The organism is Vibrio sp. 2CM40D (assembly GCF_023161825.1).
Classification (GTDB): Bacteria; Pseudomonadota; Gammaproteobacteria; order Enterobacterales; family Vibrionaceae; genus Vibrio; species Vibrio alginolyticus.
The window spans coordinates 78,917-95,299 of record NZ_JALNTL010000007.1 but is presented as its reverse complement, the minus strand read 5'-3'; the positions used below and the strand labels follow the sequence as shown (position 1 = coordinate 95,299).

General features: G+C 42.9%; 18 protein-coding genes. 5 read left to right on the top strand and 13 right to left on the bottom strand.

The annotated features are described in order from the left end of the window. Positions 1-59 precede the first annotated feature (59 nt). The 3 genes from potC to potA are packed head-to-tail and all read right to left on the bottom strand — an operon-like array spanning position 60 to position 2,786. Positions 60-830 (bottom strand): spermidine/putrescine ABC transporter permease PotC, encoded by a 771-nt coding sequence (gene potC / locus MTF70_RS16905; protein WP_005389180.1) that lies wholly within the window; start codon positions 828-830, stop codon positions 60-62. After that, positions 830-1,690 carry a spermidine/putrescine ABC transporter permease PotB gene (gene potB / locus MTF70_RS16900; protein WP_005377512.1) on the bottom strand — a complete coding sequence of 287 codons (861 nt, stop codon included), beginning with the start codon at positions 1,688-1,690 and terminating at the stop codon, positions 830-832. Before potB ends, potC begins: the two co-directional genes overlap by 1 nt. After that, positions 1,671-2,786 (bottom strand): spermidine/putrescine ABC transporter ATP-binding protein PotA, encoded by a 1,116-nt coding sequence (gene potA / locus MTF70_RS16895; protein WP_017634901.1) that lies wholly within the window; start codon positions 2,784-2,786, stop codon positions 1,671-1,673. Before potA ends, potB begins: the two co-directional genes overlap by 20 nt. Positions 2,787-3,186: 400 nt before the next feature. Between potA and MTF70_RS16890 the strand changes: the two genes are divergently transcribed. From MTF70_RS16890 to ttcA, 4 genes are all read left to right on the top strand, one after another. Continuing rightward, on the top strand, positions 3,187-3,984 hold the full coding sequence (locus MTF70_RS16890) for a hypothetical protein (RefSeq protein ID WP_005389175.1): 798 nt from the start codon (positions 3,187-3,189) through the stop codon (positions 3,982-3,984). Next, on the top strand, positions 3,977-4,813 hold the full coding sequence (locus tag MTF70_RS16885) for a glucosaminidase domain-containing protein (protein ID WP_042522974.1): 837 nt from the start codon (positions 3,977-3,979) through the stop codon (positions 4,811-4,813). Before MTF70_RS16890 ends, MTF70_RS16885 begins: the two co-directional genes overlap by 8 nt. Before the next feature lie 13 nt (positions 4,814-4,826). Next, on the top strand, positions 4,827-5,489 hold the full coding sequence (locus MTF70_RS16880; protein ID WP_042522976.1) for a DUF2987 domain-containing protein: 663 nt from the start codon (positions 4,827-4,829) through the stop codon (positions 5,487-5,489). 198 nt (positions 5,490-5,687) lie between these two features. Beyond that, positions 5,688-6,581 carry a tRNA 2-thiocytidine(32) synthetase TtcA gene (gene ttcA, locus MTF70_RS16875; RefSeq protein WP_005377502.1) on the top strand — a complete coding sequence of 298 codons (894 nt, stop codon included), beginning with the start codon at positions 5,688-5,690 and terminating at the stop codon, positions 6,579-6,581. Between the two features lie 140 nt (positions 6,582-6,721). On the opposite strand, the gene uspE is transcribed toward ttcA, so the two are convergent. From uspE to ccoN, 10 genes are all read right to left on the bottom strand, one after another. Further along, positions 6,722-7,669 carry a universal stress protein UspE gene (gene uspE, locus MTF70_RS16870; protein WP_005377500.1) on the bottom strand — a complete coding sequence of 316 codons (948 nt, stop codon included), beginning with the start codon at positions 7,667-7,669 and terminating at the stop codon, positions 6,722-6,724. Positions 7,670-7,849: 180 nt separating this feature from the next. Further along, positions 7,850-8,596 (bottom strand): FNR family transcription factor, encoded by a 747-nt coding sequence (locus MTF70_RS16865; protein ID WP_005377497.1) that lies wholly within the window; start codon positions 8,594-8,596, stop codon positions 7,850-7,852. 90 nt (positions 8,597-8,686) lie between these two features. After that, positions 8,687-9,367 (bottom strand): sulfite exporter TauE/SafE family protein, encoded by a 681-nt coding sequence (locus tag MTF70_RS16860; protein ID WP_017634899.1) that lies wholly within the window; start codon positions 9,365-9,367, stop codon positions 8,687-8,689. 8 nt (positions 9,368-9,375) lie between these two features. Continuing rightward, positions 9,376-9,540, bottom strand: a complete 165-nt coding sequence (gene ccoS, locus MTF70_RS16855) for a cbb3-type cytochrome oxidase assembly protein CcoS (protein ID WP_005377493.1) — start codon at positions 9,538-9,540, stop codon at positions 9,376-9,378. 15 nt (positions 9,541-9,555) lie between these two features. Beyond that, positions 9,556-11,919, bottom strand: a complete 2,364-nt coding sequence (locus MTF70_RS16850) for a heavy metal translocating P-type ATPase metal-binding domain-containing protein (protein ID WP_042522977.1) — start codon at positions 11,917-11,919, stop codon at positions 9,556-9,558. A gap of 4 nt (positions 11,920-11,923) precedes the next feature. Continuing rightward, positions 11,924-12,400, bottom strand: coding sequence for a FixH family protein (locus MTF70_RS16845; RefSeq protein WP_005377489.1), 477 nt, complete (start codon positions 12,398-12,400; stop codon positions 11,924-11,926). Positions 12,401-12,505: 105 nt separating this feature from the next. Next, positions 12,506-13,480 carry a cytochrome-c oxidase, cbb3-type subunit III gene (gene ccoP / locus MTF70_RS16840; RefSeq protein WP_005377487.1) on the bottom strand — a complete coding sequence of 325 codons (975 nt, stop codon included), beginning with the start codon at positions 13,478-13,480 and terminating at the stop codon, positions 12,506-12,508. Beyond that, on the bottom strand, positions 13,480-13,653 hold the full coding sequence (locus MTF70_RS16835; RefSeq protein WP_054865616.1) for a CcoQ/FixQ family Cbb3-type cytochrome c oxidase assembly chaperone: 174 nt from the start codon (positions 13,651-13,653) through the stop codon (positions 13,480-13,482). Before MTF70_RS16835 ends, ccoP begins: the two co-directional genes overlap by 1 nt. Positions 13,654-13,662: 9 nt before the next feature. Further along, a complete protein-coding gene (gene ccoO, locus MTF70_RS16830) occupies positions 13,663-14,283 on the bottom strand; it encodes a cytochrome-c oxidase, cbb3-type subunit II (RefSeq protein WP_005377475.1) in 621 nt (206 codons plus the stop codon). Positions 14,284-14,295: 12 nt separating this feature from the next. Then, positions 14,296-15,723, bottom strand: a complete 1,428-nt coding sequence (ccoN, locus tag MTF70_RS16825) for a cytochrome-c oxidase, cbb3-type subunit I (RefSeq protein ID WP_005396488.1) — start codon at positions 15,721-15,723, stop codon at positions 14,296-14,298. A gap of 257 nt (positions 15,724-15,980) precedes the next feature. Between ccoN and MTF70_RS16820 the strand changes: the two genes are divergently transcribed. Then, a complete protein-coding gene (locus MTF70_RS16820) occupies positions 15,981-16,337 on the top strand; it encodes a hypothetical protein (RefSeq protein WP_005377473.1) in 357 nt (118 codons plus the stop codon). Positions 16,338-16,383 lie beyond the last annotated feature (46 nt).

Sequence of the window (16,383 nt, the reverse complement as noted above, 5' to 3'; positions counted from 1 at the left end):
GATAGAAAAACAGAATGGCATGTAACCATTCTGTTTCGTGATGTTAACAGGTGCGGATTCTACTTCACTTTTTCTCTTGCTAGCAACTGAGAAATTACTACCAAGACCAAAGAAACAATCAACATCACCGTTGCTAGGGCGTTCACTTCCGGTGAAATGCCCACCTTAACCATGGAGTAAATCTTCAATGGCAAGATTTCGTATGTTGGACCCGTTACAAACGAGCTGATGATCACATCGTCCAAAGACAGGGTAAAGCTCAATAACCAACCTGCGGCAACCGCTGGTTTAGCGAGAGGAAGGATGATCTGTTTCAAGATAACCCACTCGCTTGCACCAAGGTCTTTTGCTGCTTCCAACATTTTCACATCAAAGCCATTTAAGCGGCTGTATACAGTTACCACAACGAATGGTAGACAAAAGGTGATGTGAGCAATCAATAGTGTAAAGAAGCCAAGCTGTGCGCCTAATACTAGGAACAGAGCAAGTAATGAAATCGCCATTACAATATCGGGAGACATCATCACGACAAACAGCATGCCGTTTACCGCACCTTTACCTTTGAACGAGTAACGGAATAGGGCAACGGCCGTTAAGCTACCAATGATGGTTGCTGCTGTCGCTGAGAATACCGCTACGTTCAATGAATGCCATGCAGCTTGCATTAGGCTGTCGTTATTTACTAAGGTTTCGTACCATTTCGTGGTGAAACCACCCCATTTCATACCAAATTTGTTGGCATTAAATGAGTTAACAATTAAGACGATGATTGGCAGATACAAAAATGCATACACCAGCGCCATAAAGCTAAATCTAACTGTGCGTCCCATTAGTCTAGCTCCACTTTCTTATTCAATAGTTTGCCTGCTCTGTAGTAAGCGTAAAGCATCACAGCCATTGCGAAGGTGAGGGCGATACTGGTCGCAGCACCAAATGGCCAGTCACGAGCGTTCAATACTTGGCTCTTAATAACGTTACCAATCAGTAGGTTCTTCGCACCACCAAGAAGGTCAGAGATGTAGAACATACCTAGTGCTGGTAGCAGAACCAACAAACAACCACCGATAATGCCAGGCATTGTCAGAGGTAGAATCACTTTCGTAATGGTTTGGAACTTGTTCGCACCAAGATCTTTCGCCGCCTCGATATAAGTGTTGTCCAACTTCTCGATTGCCGAGTAAAGCGGCAGAATCATAAATGGAAGCAGGATGTACACAAGACCAATCATTACTGCTGTTTCGGTGTACATAATACGTAATGGCTTATCGATGATTTCCATCGCCATTAATGATTTGTTCAAAATACCTTGTGTACCCAGAACAATCTTCAGGCCGTAAGTACGGATAAGAGAGTTTGTCCAAAAAGGTACGATAACTAAGAACAACATGAATGGGCGCCATTTCTCTGGCATTTTCGCTATGATGTAAGCAAATGGGTAACCAATTACTAAACACAACAACGTCGCCACGATCGCCATGTAGAACGAGTGCATCAGCACTTTCGCATACAAGGGGTCGAGTAGACGTAAGTAGTTGTCGAAAGTAAATGTCATTTCGATTAAGTTTGCTTCATCACGCGTTAAGAAACTCGTACCGATAATCATCACATTTGGTACCAACACGAAAAGTGTTAACCAACCGACGATTAAGGTAATGATCGCGTTTTGAAGATTAATCTTCTTGCTTATCATTGAGGACTACCTCCCAGCTCTCAACCCAAGTGATAGCGACTTTCTGGCCAAGTGAGTGGTCCACATCAGGATCATCTTCGTTAAAGAATTCGCTAACCATTACACGCATGCCCGAATCCAATTGGATAACTGAATCAAGCGTCATACCTTTATAGGTACGCTCTGTTACGTGACCTACGATGCCTTTTTCTTCAGACTCTTTGATCTCTTCGATACGTAAGTCTTCTGGGCGAAGTAGTACTTGCAGTTTTTCACCTGCTTGCGCTTCCTGATCGTAGTAAACAACAGATTCGACACCTTCGATTTCTGCACGGATACGTTTCTCGTCGATACGCTCTAGCATGGTTGCGTTGAATACGTTGATCTCACCGATAAAGCGAGCAACAAATAGGTTCTTCGGCTCTTCGTAAATCTCACGTGGAGAACCATCCTGCTCGATAACACCATCGCGCATTACAATAATGCGGTCAGACATCGATAGGGCTTCTTCCTGATCGTGCGTAACGAAGATAAAGGTAATACCAAGTTGACGCTGAAGCTGTTTAAGCTCGATTTGCATTTGCTTACGCAGTTTGTAATCAAGTGCCGATAGAGATTCATCTAGCAGCAGTACTTTTGGTTTGTTAACAACCGCACGCGCAATGGCGATACGTTGTTGCTGACCACCAGAAAGCTGATGAGGCTTACGCTGTGCCATTTTTTCTAGGCGCACCATGCGCAGTGCTTCCATTACTCGTGGTTCAATGTCCGCAGTAGGCGTTTTCTGCATACGAAGACCAAAAGCGACATTCTCATATACGGTCATGTGTGGAAACAATGCGTAACTTTGAAATACCGTGTTGACGTGCCTTTGCTCTGCAGGAACCTGTGTTACATCCTGGTCATCCAAAATAATTTGACCGTTATCTGCCGTTTCAAAACCTGCAATCATGCGTAAAACTGTTGTCTTACCACAACCAGAAGGCCCGAGAATCGTCAGAAATTCACCATGATTAACATCCAGATTTAAATTACCGATGATTTCCTTACCATCGAAACTTTTACTAATACCAGATAAACGAATAACTGGCTTTCCTGCTTGCGGTTTTGCGTTCAACGTCTGTATTTCCCCCACGTTCAAGCCGGGATTATCCCAGCTGATGTGACACTAACCATTCACTTTTGAGGCGCGCATCATAATCACCAAAAGTGTGAAATTAAAGCATTTTCTTATCTTGAAACAGAAATAATTTTGCAGGAAAAAGCCATCATTCCTTACCATACTGTTTTTATGAGATTAATTGGCATCTAGACACAGTTTGATAGCACTAAACTTTGTTCAACAATTGTTTCAATTTCATGACCTTGAAAGTGGTTAATTATCAACCATACAGTTGAGATTGCAAGGATTGTAGGTGAGTTGTGATGTTAGATGTGGAAAGATTTCTTTATAATGACGATTACATTAATTGACTGGAATTCCAGTCAAAATTTTACAAGTTAGTCTTGGATAAACTATGAACGACGATTTTGAGAAAGATTTCAATCTTGGGGGGAGTGTAGAGCGAGCTTTGTCTGGCAACTACGAGCTTAAAGCTGGCGCGGTTTTTAACGAAGCTTGGCGAGCAACCATCCAGCACTTTTTATCATTTTCTCCTGCCATTATTGTATTGCTTTTTGTCCAGTTAGGTATTTTCTATATTGCATTAAAACTGCAGTTGGGCGATTTGAGCGTTATTCTTGATGCATTTGAGAACCCAGAGTCGTTCACAAACGATATTGTGTCTTCTATTTATGTCGCGAATTTCAGTTATGAGGTGATTAGCGCACCAATTTATGCGGGGATCAGCTTGATGGCTATGAGCCATGTCGCCGGCCTGAAGACTAAGTTGCGCCATGTTGGAAAGGGGTTGCAGTTCACCATTCCTGTTATTCTAGCAACGCTCATGAGCTTAATGCTACAAGGTGTGGTTGGTATGATTTTTCCTTTACTGTCGCTGTATCTTTCCTTGGCATTTAGTCACTCTATTTTGTTGATTTGTGAGAAAAGGGTGCCACCAATGCAAGCGTTGCTGTTATCACTTCGCGCAATCAACAAGAAGATTTTTGTGGTCGCGGGGCTTTACTTAGGCGTGATGTTAATGTTTATTATTGCAGCAATGTTCTACGGTATTGGCTTGATTTTTGTGCTGCCATTCTTCTTCCATTTGAAAGGCATACTCTACCGCGAAATGTTTGGAATTAAGCTTAAGATCGTTACAACACAGAAAAACGATAATGATCACGATGGTAACTCACAGGTGTTTGATGCCTAATTCTTTGAAATCAATAAGTTTACGAGTGGCGGCAACCTGTATAGCCGCCACTTTTATTTCTATAGGCCCATATTTACACTACGAGAAACAGTTTAAATATGTGGAAAATCCTGACGTACTCTCTGGCAAGATTAAGCATGTCGATTTATCACACTTGCCATACATCGGTGATATCCCAGACTTCAATTCAATAAAAGATACGAAAGAGAAAAAAGCTGCTTTTTTTGATTTTTTAAGGCCTAAAATTGCTCTTGAGAATCAACGAATTCGTCATGAGCGGGCCTTTCTTACCTCTTTAAAGGTGGGACAAGTGACGCAAGAACAACAAGAGTATGCTCAGCGGTTATCATCTCTGTATTCGTTGCCCTCGAGTAACGATAAGATTGATCAAGCATGGCTAGACGAGATGCTTGTGCGAGTGAACGTCTTACCTGAAGCCTTGGTTCTAACTCAAGCGGCAAATGAATCTGCGTGGGGCACTTCTCGTTTTGCTACTCAAGCAAACAACTTGTTCGGCCAATGGTGTTATAAAAAGGGCTGTGGAATTGTTCCAGCGCAACGTGGCGCTAACAAAGTTCATGAAGTTGAAAAATTCGATTCTGTACAACAGTCTGTTCATGGCTACTTTATGAATGTTAATCGAAACCCAGCGTATGCAGACCTGCGTGAAATCAGAACATCTCTGGCTGAAAAGAACAAGGGCTTGTTAACGGTTGCAACCGCGTCAGAGTTAACGCATGGGTTGCTAGCCTATTCTGAACGTGGCATCGCCTATGTACACGATCTTCGCGCTATGATTCGTCATAACAACGCCTACTGGACGCAATAAAATAACGGATAAAATGAAAAAGTTAAGCCTAAGTCTATTGGGAAGTGCGGCGCTAATTCTTGTATCGCCGATAACCCAAGCTCAAGAGTACATGTTCACGTACTCAAAGTTATACACTCAACTAAAAAACAACAATAAAGAAGGGCATGACGATGTGAAAGTTGGTGTCTTTTTTGTGGACGCAAAAACTAAACAAATTTGTACGATAGAAAAAGCTTGGATGGAAAAAGAAGAGCACTATGAAGAGTTTGTTATCCCTGCTTCACAAGAGTTGCCTTTACCTGTTGATAAAAACTTAAAGTCAGCGAATCCGTTGGTTTTTATCGATACCCCAAAAGATACACGTTGCGATTACTCACTTGTCGTGATGACCAAAGAACCATTACAGGGTAACGTTTCTTACGAGCAACTTAAGCCTCTTCTACCTCAAATGCAGACGATGCTGGAAGATTTAGGCGGTATGTTTGCGGGTTGGTTTACACCGGAAGTTCAAGGTGTGACGATGGAGTTTGCAAATCAACTGAATGATAAAGTGATTTTCTCAAACGGAACCGAAAAGCCAATTGTCAATGGCAAGATACAAGTCGCACTAAGTGAAATAGGGCAAGGTGGCACAATGACACTACCAGAACCGACGATGCGAGTGTTACCTTATCTACCTAACGCAAAGAAATGAACACTGAACGTTTAGAAAGGGCTGCAATCGCAGCTCTTTTTTAATTTTGACCGTAACTAAAGTATCTTTCACACTCTTTTCTTAAAGACTCAATAAGACAAGCATTTAATCCTGCGTAAAAAGCTCGTATAATCCACGCCCCAAAGAAACCCATGTTAGGAAGTCCTAGTCGATTTATCGGCGATGTGAGAGCCCGCAATGAACCAAATAGATACAAGAAAAGAAACCCTAGAATTCAACAAGCTTCAGAAACGCCTAAGAAGACATGTTGGAAATGCCATTACTGATTACAACATGATCGAAGAAGGCGATGTTGTAATGGCATGTATTAGCGGTGGTAAAGATTCATTCGCGATGCTTGATATCCTGCTGAATCTTCAAAAAGCCGCACCGATCAAATTTGAAGTGGTTGCGGTAAACCTAGACCAAAAACAACCGGGCTTCCCTGAGCACATTCTGCCAGAGTATTTCGAAACACTGAATATCCCTTACTATATCGTCGATAAGGACACGTATTCCGTCGTAAAAGAGAAGGTACCAGAAGGCAAAACCACTTGTGGTCTGTGTTCACGCCTGCGACGTGGTACGCTGTATTCATTTGCAGAGAAGATTGGTGCAACTAAGCTTGCGCTAGGTCATCACATGGATGACATCGTCGAAACAATGTTCTTGAATATGTTCCACGGCTCTCGCCTTAAAGCGATGCCACCAAAGCTACGCTCTGATGATGGCCGTAACGTGGTCATTCGTCCATTGACTTACTGTCGTGAAAAAGATTTGATCAAATACGCTGAGCACAAGGATTTCCCAATAATTCCGTGTAACCTTTGTGGCTCTCAAGAGAACCTTCAGCGTCAATCTATAAAAGCAATGTTGATTGAATGGGATAAGAAGACGCCAGGGCGTGTGGAAGCAATTTTTAAATCAATTCAAAACGTAAGCCCAAGCCAACTAGCAGACCGCGAATTGTTCGACTTTGTTAACTTACCGCTAGATCGTGAAGGTAACCGCGAAGAGTATGAATTTAATGAGGCTGTCGTTTCTTCGACGAATATTGATGAATCGATGTTCATCGATGTTACGAACATCTAACTCGTAAAAAAGGAGGTTAATTAGACCTCCTTTTTTGTACCCAACGCTTTAACTGTTCCCAAACAAAAATCCCCCTGTATTCGGGGGATTTATTAGCGCTTATTTGAAAGCGCTCAATACATAGCAATACTAAAGAGAGATTAGGTTGCTGTATTTGGGTCGAGAGGGCTAATGTAGCCTTTTGGTTTTAGAGCCAACACGTCGCAATTTATTTTATCAATTACGTGCTCCGCTGTATTACCAATAAAGACAGCAGAAAGCCCTGTTCGCCCTGTGGTACCTAAAATAACCATTGCTGCGTTCAAGCGCTCTGCAGCTGCCGGAATGACATCTTCAGGTAAACCTTGCTCAACTATCGTTTGTTCTTCATCAAGACCATGTTTTTGGCGTAGTGCTTTCATAGCCGTTAAATGATGACCTCGCACTGCATCGGTATAAGTCGTTGGGTCAAATTCAGGAAGTTCAATCGTAATGTTCGCCGGTGTAACGGGGTAGGCGTTAACAAGATATGGCTTGGCCTCAAGCCGAGTGGTGATTTCTTTTAATCGCTCGACCATCGTATCGTTGAGATCAATATGAGTCGGGTTTTCTGAGCCCACATGTACTGAGGCAAGGATACTTGCTTGTTCCGGCCAAGCAGCATTCTTAATAAGAAGCACTGGAATAGGGCATTTTCGCAACAAGTGCCAATCTGTCGGTGTGAAAATGACAGACTCTAAAACATCATGCTTACGTGTGCCTTTGATGACTAGGTCATGATTGCCTGCATAGACTTCAGCAATAATCGCCTCATAAGGGCGGTTGTGCCAGACAACACAAACATCAAAGTCGAAGCCATCGTTTAGGTATGGTTGAGCAATTTTACGCATCCACTGCTCACGCTGATGAATGACACCTCGACGCATAGCATCTCTTTCATCCACTGATAGCATTGACGTCATGTCATACGAGAAATCGTAAATGGATAAAAAGAAAGTGATTCGGCTTCTAGATACACTTTTCTGAGCTAATTGAACAGCTCTTGCAAGTGCGGGCTGCTCATCATTATTGATGTCAGCTACAACAAGGATCTTACTGTATATACTCATAACTAAGCCCACTTCTATTGCAAAACCAGATACTGAATGTAAATTAAATCAGTATTTTGGAGTACTCACCGTACATTTTTACTGTAGCTTAGTTTGGAGAACTTTTTGAGGACTTTCGAAAGGAATTTATGAGAAATATGATGTAGCTCATTTTCGAGCTACATCAATAATTAGGGTGTATTATTCTTTAGTTACACCAGCAAGTTCCATCAATGCATCGTGGTCTAAGATAGTGATATATTTACCTTTTACGCTTAGGATCTCAGATTTCTGGAAACGACCTAACAAACGACTGATCGTTTCGACTGTAAGACCAAGGTAGTTGCCAATATCACCACGAGTCATAGTTAAACGAAACTCTCTAGGGCTGAAGCCACGCTGAGAAAAACGCGTTGATAGGTTGTAAAGGAAAGCAGCTAGTCGCTCTTCTGCGTTCTTTTTAGAAAGAAGCAAAATCATTTCCTGATCACCTTTAATTTCGTTACTCATCAAACGCATGATTTGCTGGCGAAGCTTAGGCATTTTACCCGATAGATCGTCTAAAATTTCGTATGGGATTTCACATACCATCGACGTTTCGAGTGCTTGAGCAAAGCTAGGGTGGGAGTCACCAGTGATAGCATCGAAACCGACTAAGTCTCCAGCTAAGTGAAACGCTGTGATTTGCTCATCACCTTGCTCTGTGATCGTATAGCTCTTGATGGTACCAGAGCGGATAGCGTATAGCGATTTTAGCTCATCACCGGCCTTAAAAAGCTCTTGTCCTTTTTGAATAGGCTTCTTACGTTCGATGATTTGGTCAAGCTGATCAAGTTCTGCCTCATTTAGAGTGAACGGGATACACAGTTGACTAATGCTACAATCTTGGCAATGAATGGCGCAACCGCCTGATTGGATACGCTTTGTTGCAGGTTTTTCAGAAATCATAACAACCTTTCACTATTTGATATACATCAATATTTTAGCATCGCTTAATCCTAAAGGGTAGCAAAAATGTCACCTCAATAGAGTTTAACGTTATATGAAACCGAGTAACGCTAAGGCTCCTACAGCGGTATACGTACCATAGCCAATAAGGATTAATGCTGAAATATTTCTAAATATTAATGATTTTTGTAATTTCTGAAAATGATTGGCACCGTATCCAATAATAAGCATTGCAGGTAGCGTTCCGAGCCCAAACGCAAGCATAATTAGGCCGCCGTTCATCGCACTACCAGAAACCGCCGACCAAGTAAGCGCTGAATAAACTAAGCCACATGGTAACCAACCCCAAATAAAGCCAAATGGCAACGCGTGAAGAGGATGCTTTAGTGGCAACAGATTCTTCCCTGCCGGCGAGATAAAGCGCCAGATATACTGCCCTAGCTTTTCTATTAAAAGTAAGCCTTGCCACCATTTAGCAATATACAGCGCGACCAGGATCATGAATAACGCAGCAATCAGCCTTAACCAAGCAAGAGAGTGCGTTAACCCACTAAGCTCAGATAAACCTGATATAGCACCACCCACTAATGCACCTATTAAGGTATAACTGATCAATCGTCCGAGGTTGTAGAAGAGGGGGATAAGAGGGGTAGTTTTATTTTTAGCAGAAGAGCCCATGGTAAGTAGAGACGCGATACCACCACACATACCCATACAATGACCGGCTCCTACTAAGCCGATCATCAACGCACCGATAAAATCAGGAGTCATAAAGGTCGCTACTTTTTATCACTATTAGATTGGTCTTCTTCGTCGAGAAGAATGTTGTGCCCTTGCCGTTCAAGATCTTCAAACTGATCGCTTCTTACCGCCCAAAGAAAAACGGCGACAGCAACACAAACGAGAACGATAGCGATGGGAATCAATATATAAAGACTTTCCATGTTTGCTTTCTCTACTTATTTCTCTTTGAGCAGGCGCAAAGAGTTAGATACAACGATAATTGAGCTTGCAGACATGCCAACTACTGCAATGTAGGGAGCCACTAAACCTGCGACCGCCAAAGGCAAAATTAACAGGTTGTAACCCAAAGACCAAGCCAAGTTTTCTCGAATAATCTTTCTTGTACGCAGTGCAAGCAAACGTGCTTCTAGTAGCTTTTCGAGATTATCCCCAAGTAACGTCATATCTGCAGAAGCTTTAGCGACATCTGTACCACCGCCCATTGCGACAGAAAGGTGAGCTCCGGCGAGAGTCGGCGCGTCATTGATTCCATCACCAACCATCATAGTGATACTGTTTTCGTCCAAGCTCTTAAGGTATGCAAGCTTATCTTCTGGCTTTGCTGACGCGACGATGTGATCGATACCAATTTCATTCGCCACTGGTTGGGCGTTTGAGAGAGAATCACCAGTTAGCAGGGTTGTCTTAATTCCAGCGTCAGCAAAACGTTGAATAAAGGCTTTGCTTTCTTTTCGGATAGGGTCGCGGTAGTAAAAGCTAGCGACATGCTTGCCATCAACCGACAGATAGACCGCCTGGCTTTCACCACTTTCTTTGCCTTGAACAAAAGCAGCACTACCTATCTTAACGATTTTGCCATTCCACATACCCTCAATCCCTGAACCAATCACGTTTTGCACGTCAGACACGATAAAGTCATCATTGGTGTAAGTTGCAAAAGAACGAGCGATAGGGTGGTTTGCATGAGCCTCTAAAGCTGCAGCTAGTGATAGACAATCTTTCTGTGGGAGATCACTAAGTATCTTTGTTTCACAGATCTCAATATCACCTTTCGTTAGAGTGCCTGTTTTATCTACAACTAAGTGGTTGATCTTACATAGTGTCTCAAACACATGGCCTTTACGAAGTAAAATGCCAAAATTACCCATTCTAGAGGTAGCACAAGTGAGTGCGGTCGGTGTGGCCAGAGATAGCGCACATGGACACGTAGCGACTAGCACAGACAGCATGATCCAAAACGCATCATCTGGTTTTGTTTGATGCCAGTAAAACCAAGTACCAGCAGAGATAATAAGAATCACACCAACAAAGTAACGGGCGACAATGTCTGCAATTTCCGCAATTTTAGGTTTGGAGTGTTGAGCTTCATCTTGTAAACGCACGATGTTAGAAATCATTGAATCGGCCTTTGAGCTTACTACCTCAAGTTCAAATGATTCGTCTCCGTTTAGCGTTCCCGCATAAACAATATCGCCTTCTCGTTTCACAACATGCACTGACTCACCCGTTAGCATGGATTCATCAATATGAATACGGCCTGAAATAACTTTACCGTCAGCGGGGATATGTTCACCAGGTAGAACGCGAATACGAACGCCAACTTTTAGCGTCTTCACGGGTATCTGATCACCGTCCAGCGTTGTAGCAATTGCCGGAATCAACTTAAGAAGGTTACCACTCGCTGCAGCAGCTTTGCGACGAGCGCGCATCTCTAAGAATCGACCTACTAACAAAAAGAAGGTAAACATCGAGATAGATTCAAAGAAGACTTCGCCTTGTTCAGTTACTGTTGCAACTAAACTTGCAACATAGGCAAAGATCAACGCAATAGAAACCGGGACATCCATACCAAGGGTTCGGCCTTTGATACTGCGCCATGCGTTTAAGTAAAATGGAAGAGCGGAATAAAGCAAAACAGGAGTAGCAAAAATCAAACTTACCCAACGAAAGTAACTTTTAAACTCTGGCTCTAAATCACCAAAGACTTCGAGATACAGTGCAACGGCGAGCATCATGACCTGCATGGTTGCTAAACCTGCAATACCTAGCCGATATAGATATTGCTTCATCATTCGATGGTAAGAGGCTTCTTGCTTATCTGCTTCAAAAGGTGCAGCTTTGTAACCAAGTTTATGAATAACGGAAAGGAGCTCGCTTAACCGTACCTGAGTTTTATCCCAGGCTAGTAACGCTCGATTGGTGGTTGTATTAACACGGATAGATACCAACCCGGCCGTATTAGAAACTTGCTTTTCGATTAACCACGCACAAGCGGCACATGAAACGCCTTCCAAAGAAAGGGTTACTTCAGAAACATTTTCGCGATTTCGTACGAATTCAGATTGTACATCCGCATTGTCATAATGAATTAAAGCTTGGAGTTGCTCTGGTACTAGATCTGCCTTTTCTGCAGGCGCAGTGCGGTATTGGTAATATGATACAAGACCACTATCGACAATAGTCTGCGCCACAGTTTCGCAGCCCGGACAACACATGTCGCGAATTTCACCCAATATTTCTACTTTGAAATCCGTGTTGGCTGGTACATCTTCACCGCAGTGATAACAGGATTTACACATATGCTTACTTCATTAACGGTGTTGAAGAGGCAGGAAACTCAACTTTACCTTGGATCATCCATTGCTTGTCGTGTGGTTGTAGTTCAACAAACCATGGTCCTTGAATAGATTCCTCAGCTTTTAGTCGGTAATTACCAGATGCATCCGCTGTTACAAGCTTTGTGAAGTCACGATCAGGAAGAGTACGATGAGTGAAAGTGGCCGTTAGAGCAGGGTAATGAGGTAGCTTCCCTTTAGCGAAAACAATCACAACATTGTTATTTTCAGAGGAAATCTCAGCGTTAAGACCTAGGTCACGAGCGACATTCATTTTACTAATGTCGATATTAATGCCTTTGCCTTTTTTATAGTAATCCTCGGCGACTAAAGAAACAGAGTTGTTCGAGAAAACGACCACAGTAATCACAGTCCAAACTACGACAGTAAGAGGAAGGATGATTAGGAACCACGGCCAAAATTGTTTATACCAAGGCTTTACCATAAAAAAGTTCTCAACAGCTAAATGAAAAAATGTAAGGCGTTAAATTTAAAGGAAAGACAGCCCCTATGAAAGGGGCTGTTATTGCTATGTTACGTAATATCTCAGTTACTTACTCTCTGAGTTACTTAAACTCCAGACATATGAGGCAACGAGCTGAACTTTATCTTCACCCAAAATGTCTTTCCACGCAGGCATTACGCCTGAGCGTCCGTTCATTACGGTTTCTGTTACAGCTGCACGAGAGTCACCAAATAACCAGTCTTGGTCTGTAAGGTCAGGCGCACCGACTGCAGGGTTACCCTTACCATCGGTACCATGACAAGCAGCACACACTACGAAGCGTGCTTTACCTGCCGCGGCTTCACGAGCATTTACTTTACGACCAGATAAACTAAGTGTGTAACTTACAACTTCTTGAACACCTTGCTCACCAAGGGCATCTTTCCATGCTGGCATTTGACCAATACGGCCGTGCATGATGGTTGTAACGATCGCTGCTGGCTCGCCACCATATAGCCATGCATCATCAGTCAGGTTAGGGAAGCCTTTCTGACCACGTGCATCAGAGCCATGGCATTGAGAACAGTTTTGCAAAAACAAACGCTGACCAACTTTTAATGCTTCAGGATCTTGCGCAATTTCAGGAATTGGGCGTAGACCACTGTCATTGTGCGCAAGTTTACGGAATGCTTCGCCGAAGTAAGCGTCGGCATCATCCAGTTCTTTTGCATATTGGTTTAGTTGCTTGTTCTCTTGTGCTGCAGCGATGGCTTCTTTTGACTCTTCTAGTGAGCGAACGGTTTGAGCCGAACTCTGCCAGTTTAAAAAGCCCTTGAAGCTACCTAGACCTGGGAATAGGGCAAGGTAAACTGCTGCGAACACAAATGTGCTTACAAACAGGTAAGTCCACCACTTTGGTAGAGGGTTGTTTAGCTCGCGAATACCATCGTACTCGTGGCCCATGTCTTCCCCTTCCTCGACGCCCATTTTATCTTTAGCGCACCAAGTCAGGAGAATCGCACAGCCTACTAGCGTACCGACAGTAATCACGATAATCCAGAGACTCCAGAATGTAGTCATTACTTCTTCACTCCTTGGTTATTAGGGGTCTTTTGTTCTTCGTCAGCAAACACCAAGTTGGCATCTTCTTCAAAGCGTGCTTTACGCTTTTTACTAAATGCCCACCATACGATGCCAATAAAACTAACGAAGAGTACAACGGTATAAATACTATGAATTGTACCGAAATCCATATGATCCCCTTACTTCATTGCATGACCAAGAGACTGAAGGTAAGCGATGATTGCATCCATCTCTGTTTTACCTTCTACTTCTTTAGCCGAATTCGCGATCTCTTCATCAGTGTATGGAACGCCGAACTGATCACGAAATAGCTCAAGTTTCTTCTGAGTTAGCTTACCGTCTAAAACGTTTTCAGCTAGCCACGGGAAACCTGGCATGTTTGACTCAGGTACAAGCTCACGAGGATCTAACAGGTGAACACGGTGCCATTCGTCAGAATAACGACCACCAACACGAGCTAAATCCGGGCCTGTACGCTTAGAGCCCCAAAGGAATGGGTGTTCCCAAACACTCTCACCAGCAACAGAGTAGTGACCGTAACGTTCAGTCTCTGAGCGGAAAGGACGAACCATCTGGCTGTGACAGACGTTACAACCTTCACGGATGTAGATATCACGGCCTTCCATCTCCAAAGGAGTGTAAGCGCGCAGATTTTCTACAGGTTCAGTCGTTTGCTTTTGGAAAATCAGAGGAGTGATCTCTACAAGAGCACCCCAACTGATAGCAAACACGATAAAAATAGCCAACAAACCGACATTACGTTCTAAGATTTCATGGCGATTATTAGAATTATTACTCATTCTTAAATCTCCTTATGCCGGATGTGGGATAGCTTTTAGGCTTTCTTTAGGTGCACTTACCGTTTTGTACGTGTTGTATGCCATTAGGAACATACCAGATAGGAAGATAAATCCGCCTAGGAAACGTACAAAGTAGAACGGATAAGACGCTTCTACAGATTCAACAAAACTGTAAGTTAGCGTACCGTCAGAGTTAACCGCGCGCCACATAAGACCTTGCATTACACCAGAGATCCACATCGCAACGATGTAAAGAACGGTACCGATTGTTGCTAGCCAGAAATGCACATTAACTAGACCAACAGAGTACATACGCTCTTGGCCAAATAGGCGAGGTACCAAGTGATATACAGAGCCGATAGAAACCATCGCAACCCAACCTAACGCACCAGAGTGAACGTGACCAATGGTCCAGTCTGTGTAGTGAGAAAGTGCGTTAACCGTCTTAATCGACATCATCGGGCCTTCAAAGGTAGACATACCGTAGAACGACAGTGAAACGATTAGGAAACGTAGGATAGGGTCATAACGAAGCTTATGCCATGCACCAGATAACGTCATAATACCGTTGATCATACCACCCCAAGAAGGAGCAAATAGAACCAGCGACATAACCATACCTAGAGACTGAGTCCAGTCTGGTAGCGCTGTATAATGAAGGTGGTGAGGGCCTGCCCAAATATATAGAGAAATAAGTGCCCAGAAGTGAACGATAGATAGACGGTAAGAATAAACAGGACGTTCAGCTTGTTTAGGAACGAAGTAGTACATCATACCTAGGAAACCAGCGGTCAGTAGGAAACCTACCGCATTGTGTCCATACCACCACTGAACCATCGCATCTACTGCGCCCGAGTAAATCGAGTAAGATTTACCAAGTGACACAGGAATAGCCATGCTGTTCACGATGTGAAGTACTGCTACTGTGATAATAAAGGCACCGAAGAACCAGTTTGCCACATAAATATGTGACGTGTTTCGCTTCACTAGTGTGCCGAAGAACACCACCGCATATGATACCCATACTAGCGCAATTGCGATATCAATAGGCCATTCTAGCTCAGCATACTCTTTACCCGATGTTAAACCGAGAGGCAAAGTAATGGCTGCTGCCAGGATGATTGCTTGCCAACCCCAAAAGGTGAAGGCAACGAGTGGGCCACCAAAAAGACGTGTTTGACATGTGCGCTGTACAACATAATAAGACGTTGCGAACAGAGCACTGGTACCAAACGCAAAAATTACCGCATTAGTATGCAGTGGACGTAAGCGACTGTACGTCAACCACGGCGTATCAAAGTTTAGCTGTGGCCAAACTAATTGAGCGGCAATCAAAACACCAACAGCCATACCAACTATGCCCCATAAAATGGTCACAAGGGTAAATTGGCGAACGACTGTATAGTTGTAGTTTTGTTCAAGCTGCTTTACTTGGCTCATTTGCATGCTTCCAATTTCTAATTAACTACACTTTTACTTCCAACACGACTTGCGTCGTAACACCACCCAAGTAAACTCTAGAATTCAAGTGTTATCATCACCTTATTTCCATTGCTGACTTTAATAAAAAGTGGCATTTTCAGCGTGACACTATACTTGAATTAACAATTCAATGACAGGGTAGTAACCTTACTGGACCTCTGGAAATCATTTTTTATTTAAAAAGTTTGAAGTTTGTAACAAGGATATTAGTAATTATGCCTGCACAAAAGTTAACAAAGGCGCGACTTGCACAAATCTTAATCATGCTCAGTGTTTTAATAGGCGCATTTTTCTGGCGTACCTTTACACACGAGAGTGTTAATAGCGTTGACTGTTCACAAAAAGAACGATGCGATGTAACAATTGAAGGAGAAATAATCACGATTAATCGTGACTCAATGGGAATTTCGCTCGAAACGACAGAAAGTAGCACTCTAAAAATTGATCTAAATCAATCTGGTAATTTTATCAATCTCAACGAGAAGCATAAGTCAGTAGAATGGGACATCATGCCTGAATCGAAAAAAATCACCTTTAAAAAAGGTGAAAACATTGTTGTAGTTCAATTATAAATACGATCTATCACGAGATAATCGTAACTTATTAATGAAATTAACA

Coding starts and splice junctions, on each gene's coding strand:
- MTF70_RS16880 (WP_042522976.1), top strand. CDS start 4,827: ATGAAAAAGTTAAGCCTAAGTCTATTGGGAAGTGCGGCGCTAATTCTT.
- ccoN (WP_005396488.1), bottom strand. CDS start 15,723: ATGAGCCAAGTAAAGCAGCTTGAACAAAACTACAACTATACAGTCGTT.
- uspE (WP_005377500.1), bottom strand. CDS start 7,669: ATGAGTATATACAGTAAGATCCTTGTTGTAGCTGACATCAATAATGAT.
- MTF70_RS16885 (WP_042522974.1), top strand. CDS start 3,977: ATGCCTAATTCTTTGAAATCAATAAGTTTACGAGTGGCGGCAACCTGT.
- MTF70_RS16850 (WP_042522977.1), bottom strand. CDS start 11,919: ATGTGTAAATCCTGTTATCACTGCGGTGAAGATGTACCAGCCAACACG.
- ccoP (WP_005377487.1), bottom strand. CDS start 13,480: ATGACTACATTCTGGAGTCTCTGGATTATCGTGATTACTGTCGGTACG.
- MTF70_RS16835 (WP_054865616.1), bottom strand. CDS start 13,653: ATGGATTTCGGTACAATTCATAGTATTTATACCGTTGTACTCTTCGTT.
- MTF70_RS16820 (WP_005377473.1), top strand. CDS start 15,981: ATGCCTGCACAAAAGTTAACAAAGGCGCGACTTGCACAAATCTTAATC.
- MTF70_RS16845 (WP_005377489.1), bottom strand. CDS start 12,400: ATGGTAAAGCCTTGGTATAAACAATTTTGGCCGTGGTTCCTAATCATC.
- MTF70_RS16865 (WP_005377497.1), bottom strand. CDS start 8,596: ATGATTTCTGAAAAACCTGCAACAAAGCGTATCCAATCAGGCGGTTGC.
- MTF70_RS16860 (WP_017634899.1), bottom strand. CDS start 9,367: ATGACTCCTGATTTTATCGGTGCGTTGATGATCGGCTTAGTAGGAGCC.
- ccoS (WP_005377493.1), bottom strand. CDS start 9,540: ATGGAAAGTCTTTATATATTGATTCCCATCGCTATCGTTCTCGTTTGT.
- potB (WP_005377512.1), bottom strand. CDS start 1,690: ATGATAAGCAAGAAGATTAATCTTCAAAACGCGATCATTACCTTAATC.
- ccoO (WP_005377475.1), bottom strand. CDS start 14,283: ATGAGTAATAATTCTAATAATCGCCATGAAATCTTAGAACGTAATGTC.
- potC (WP_005389180.1), bottom strand. CDS start 830: ATGGGACGCACAGTTAGATTTAGCTTTATGGCGCTGGTGTATGCATTT.
- ttcA (WP_005377502.1), top strand. CDS start 5,688: ATGAACCAAATAGATACAAGAAAAGAAACCCTAGAATTCAACAAGCTT.
- MTF70_RS16890 (WP_005389175.1), top strand. CDS start 3,187: ATGAACGACGATTTTGAGAAAGATTTCAATCTTGGGGGGAGTGTAGAG.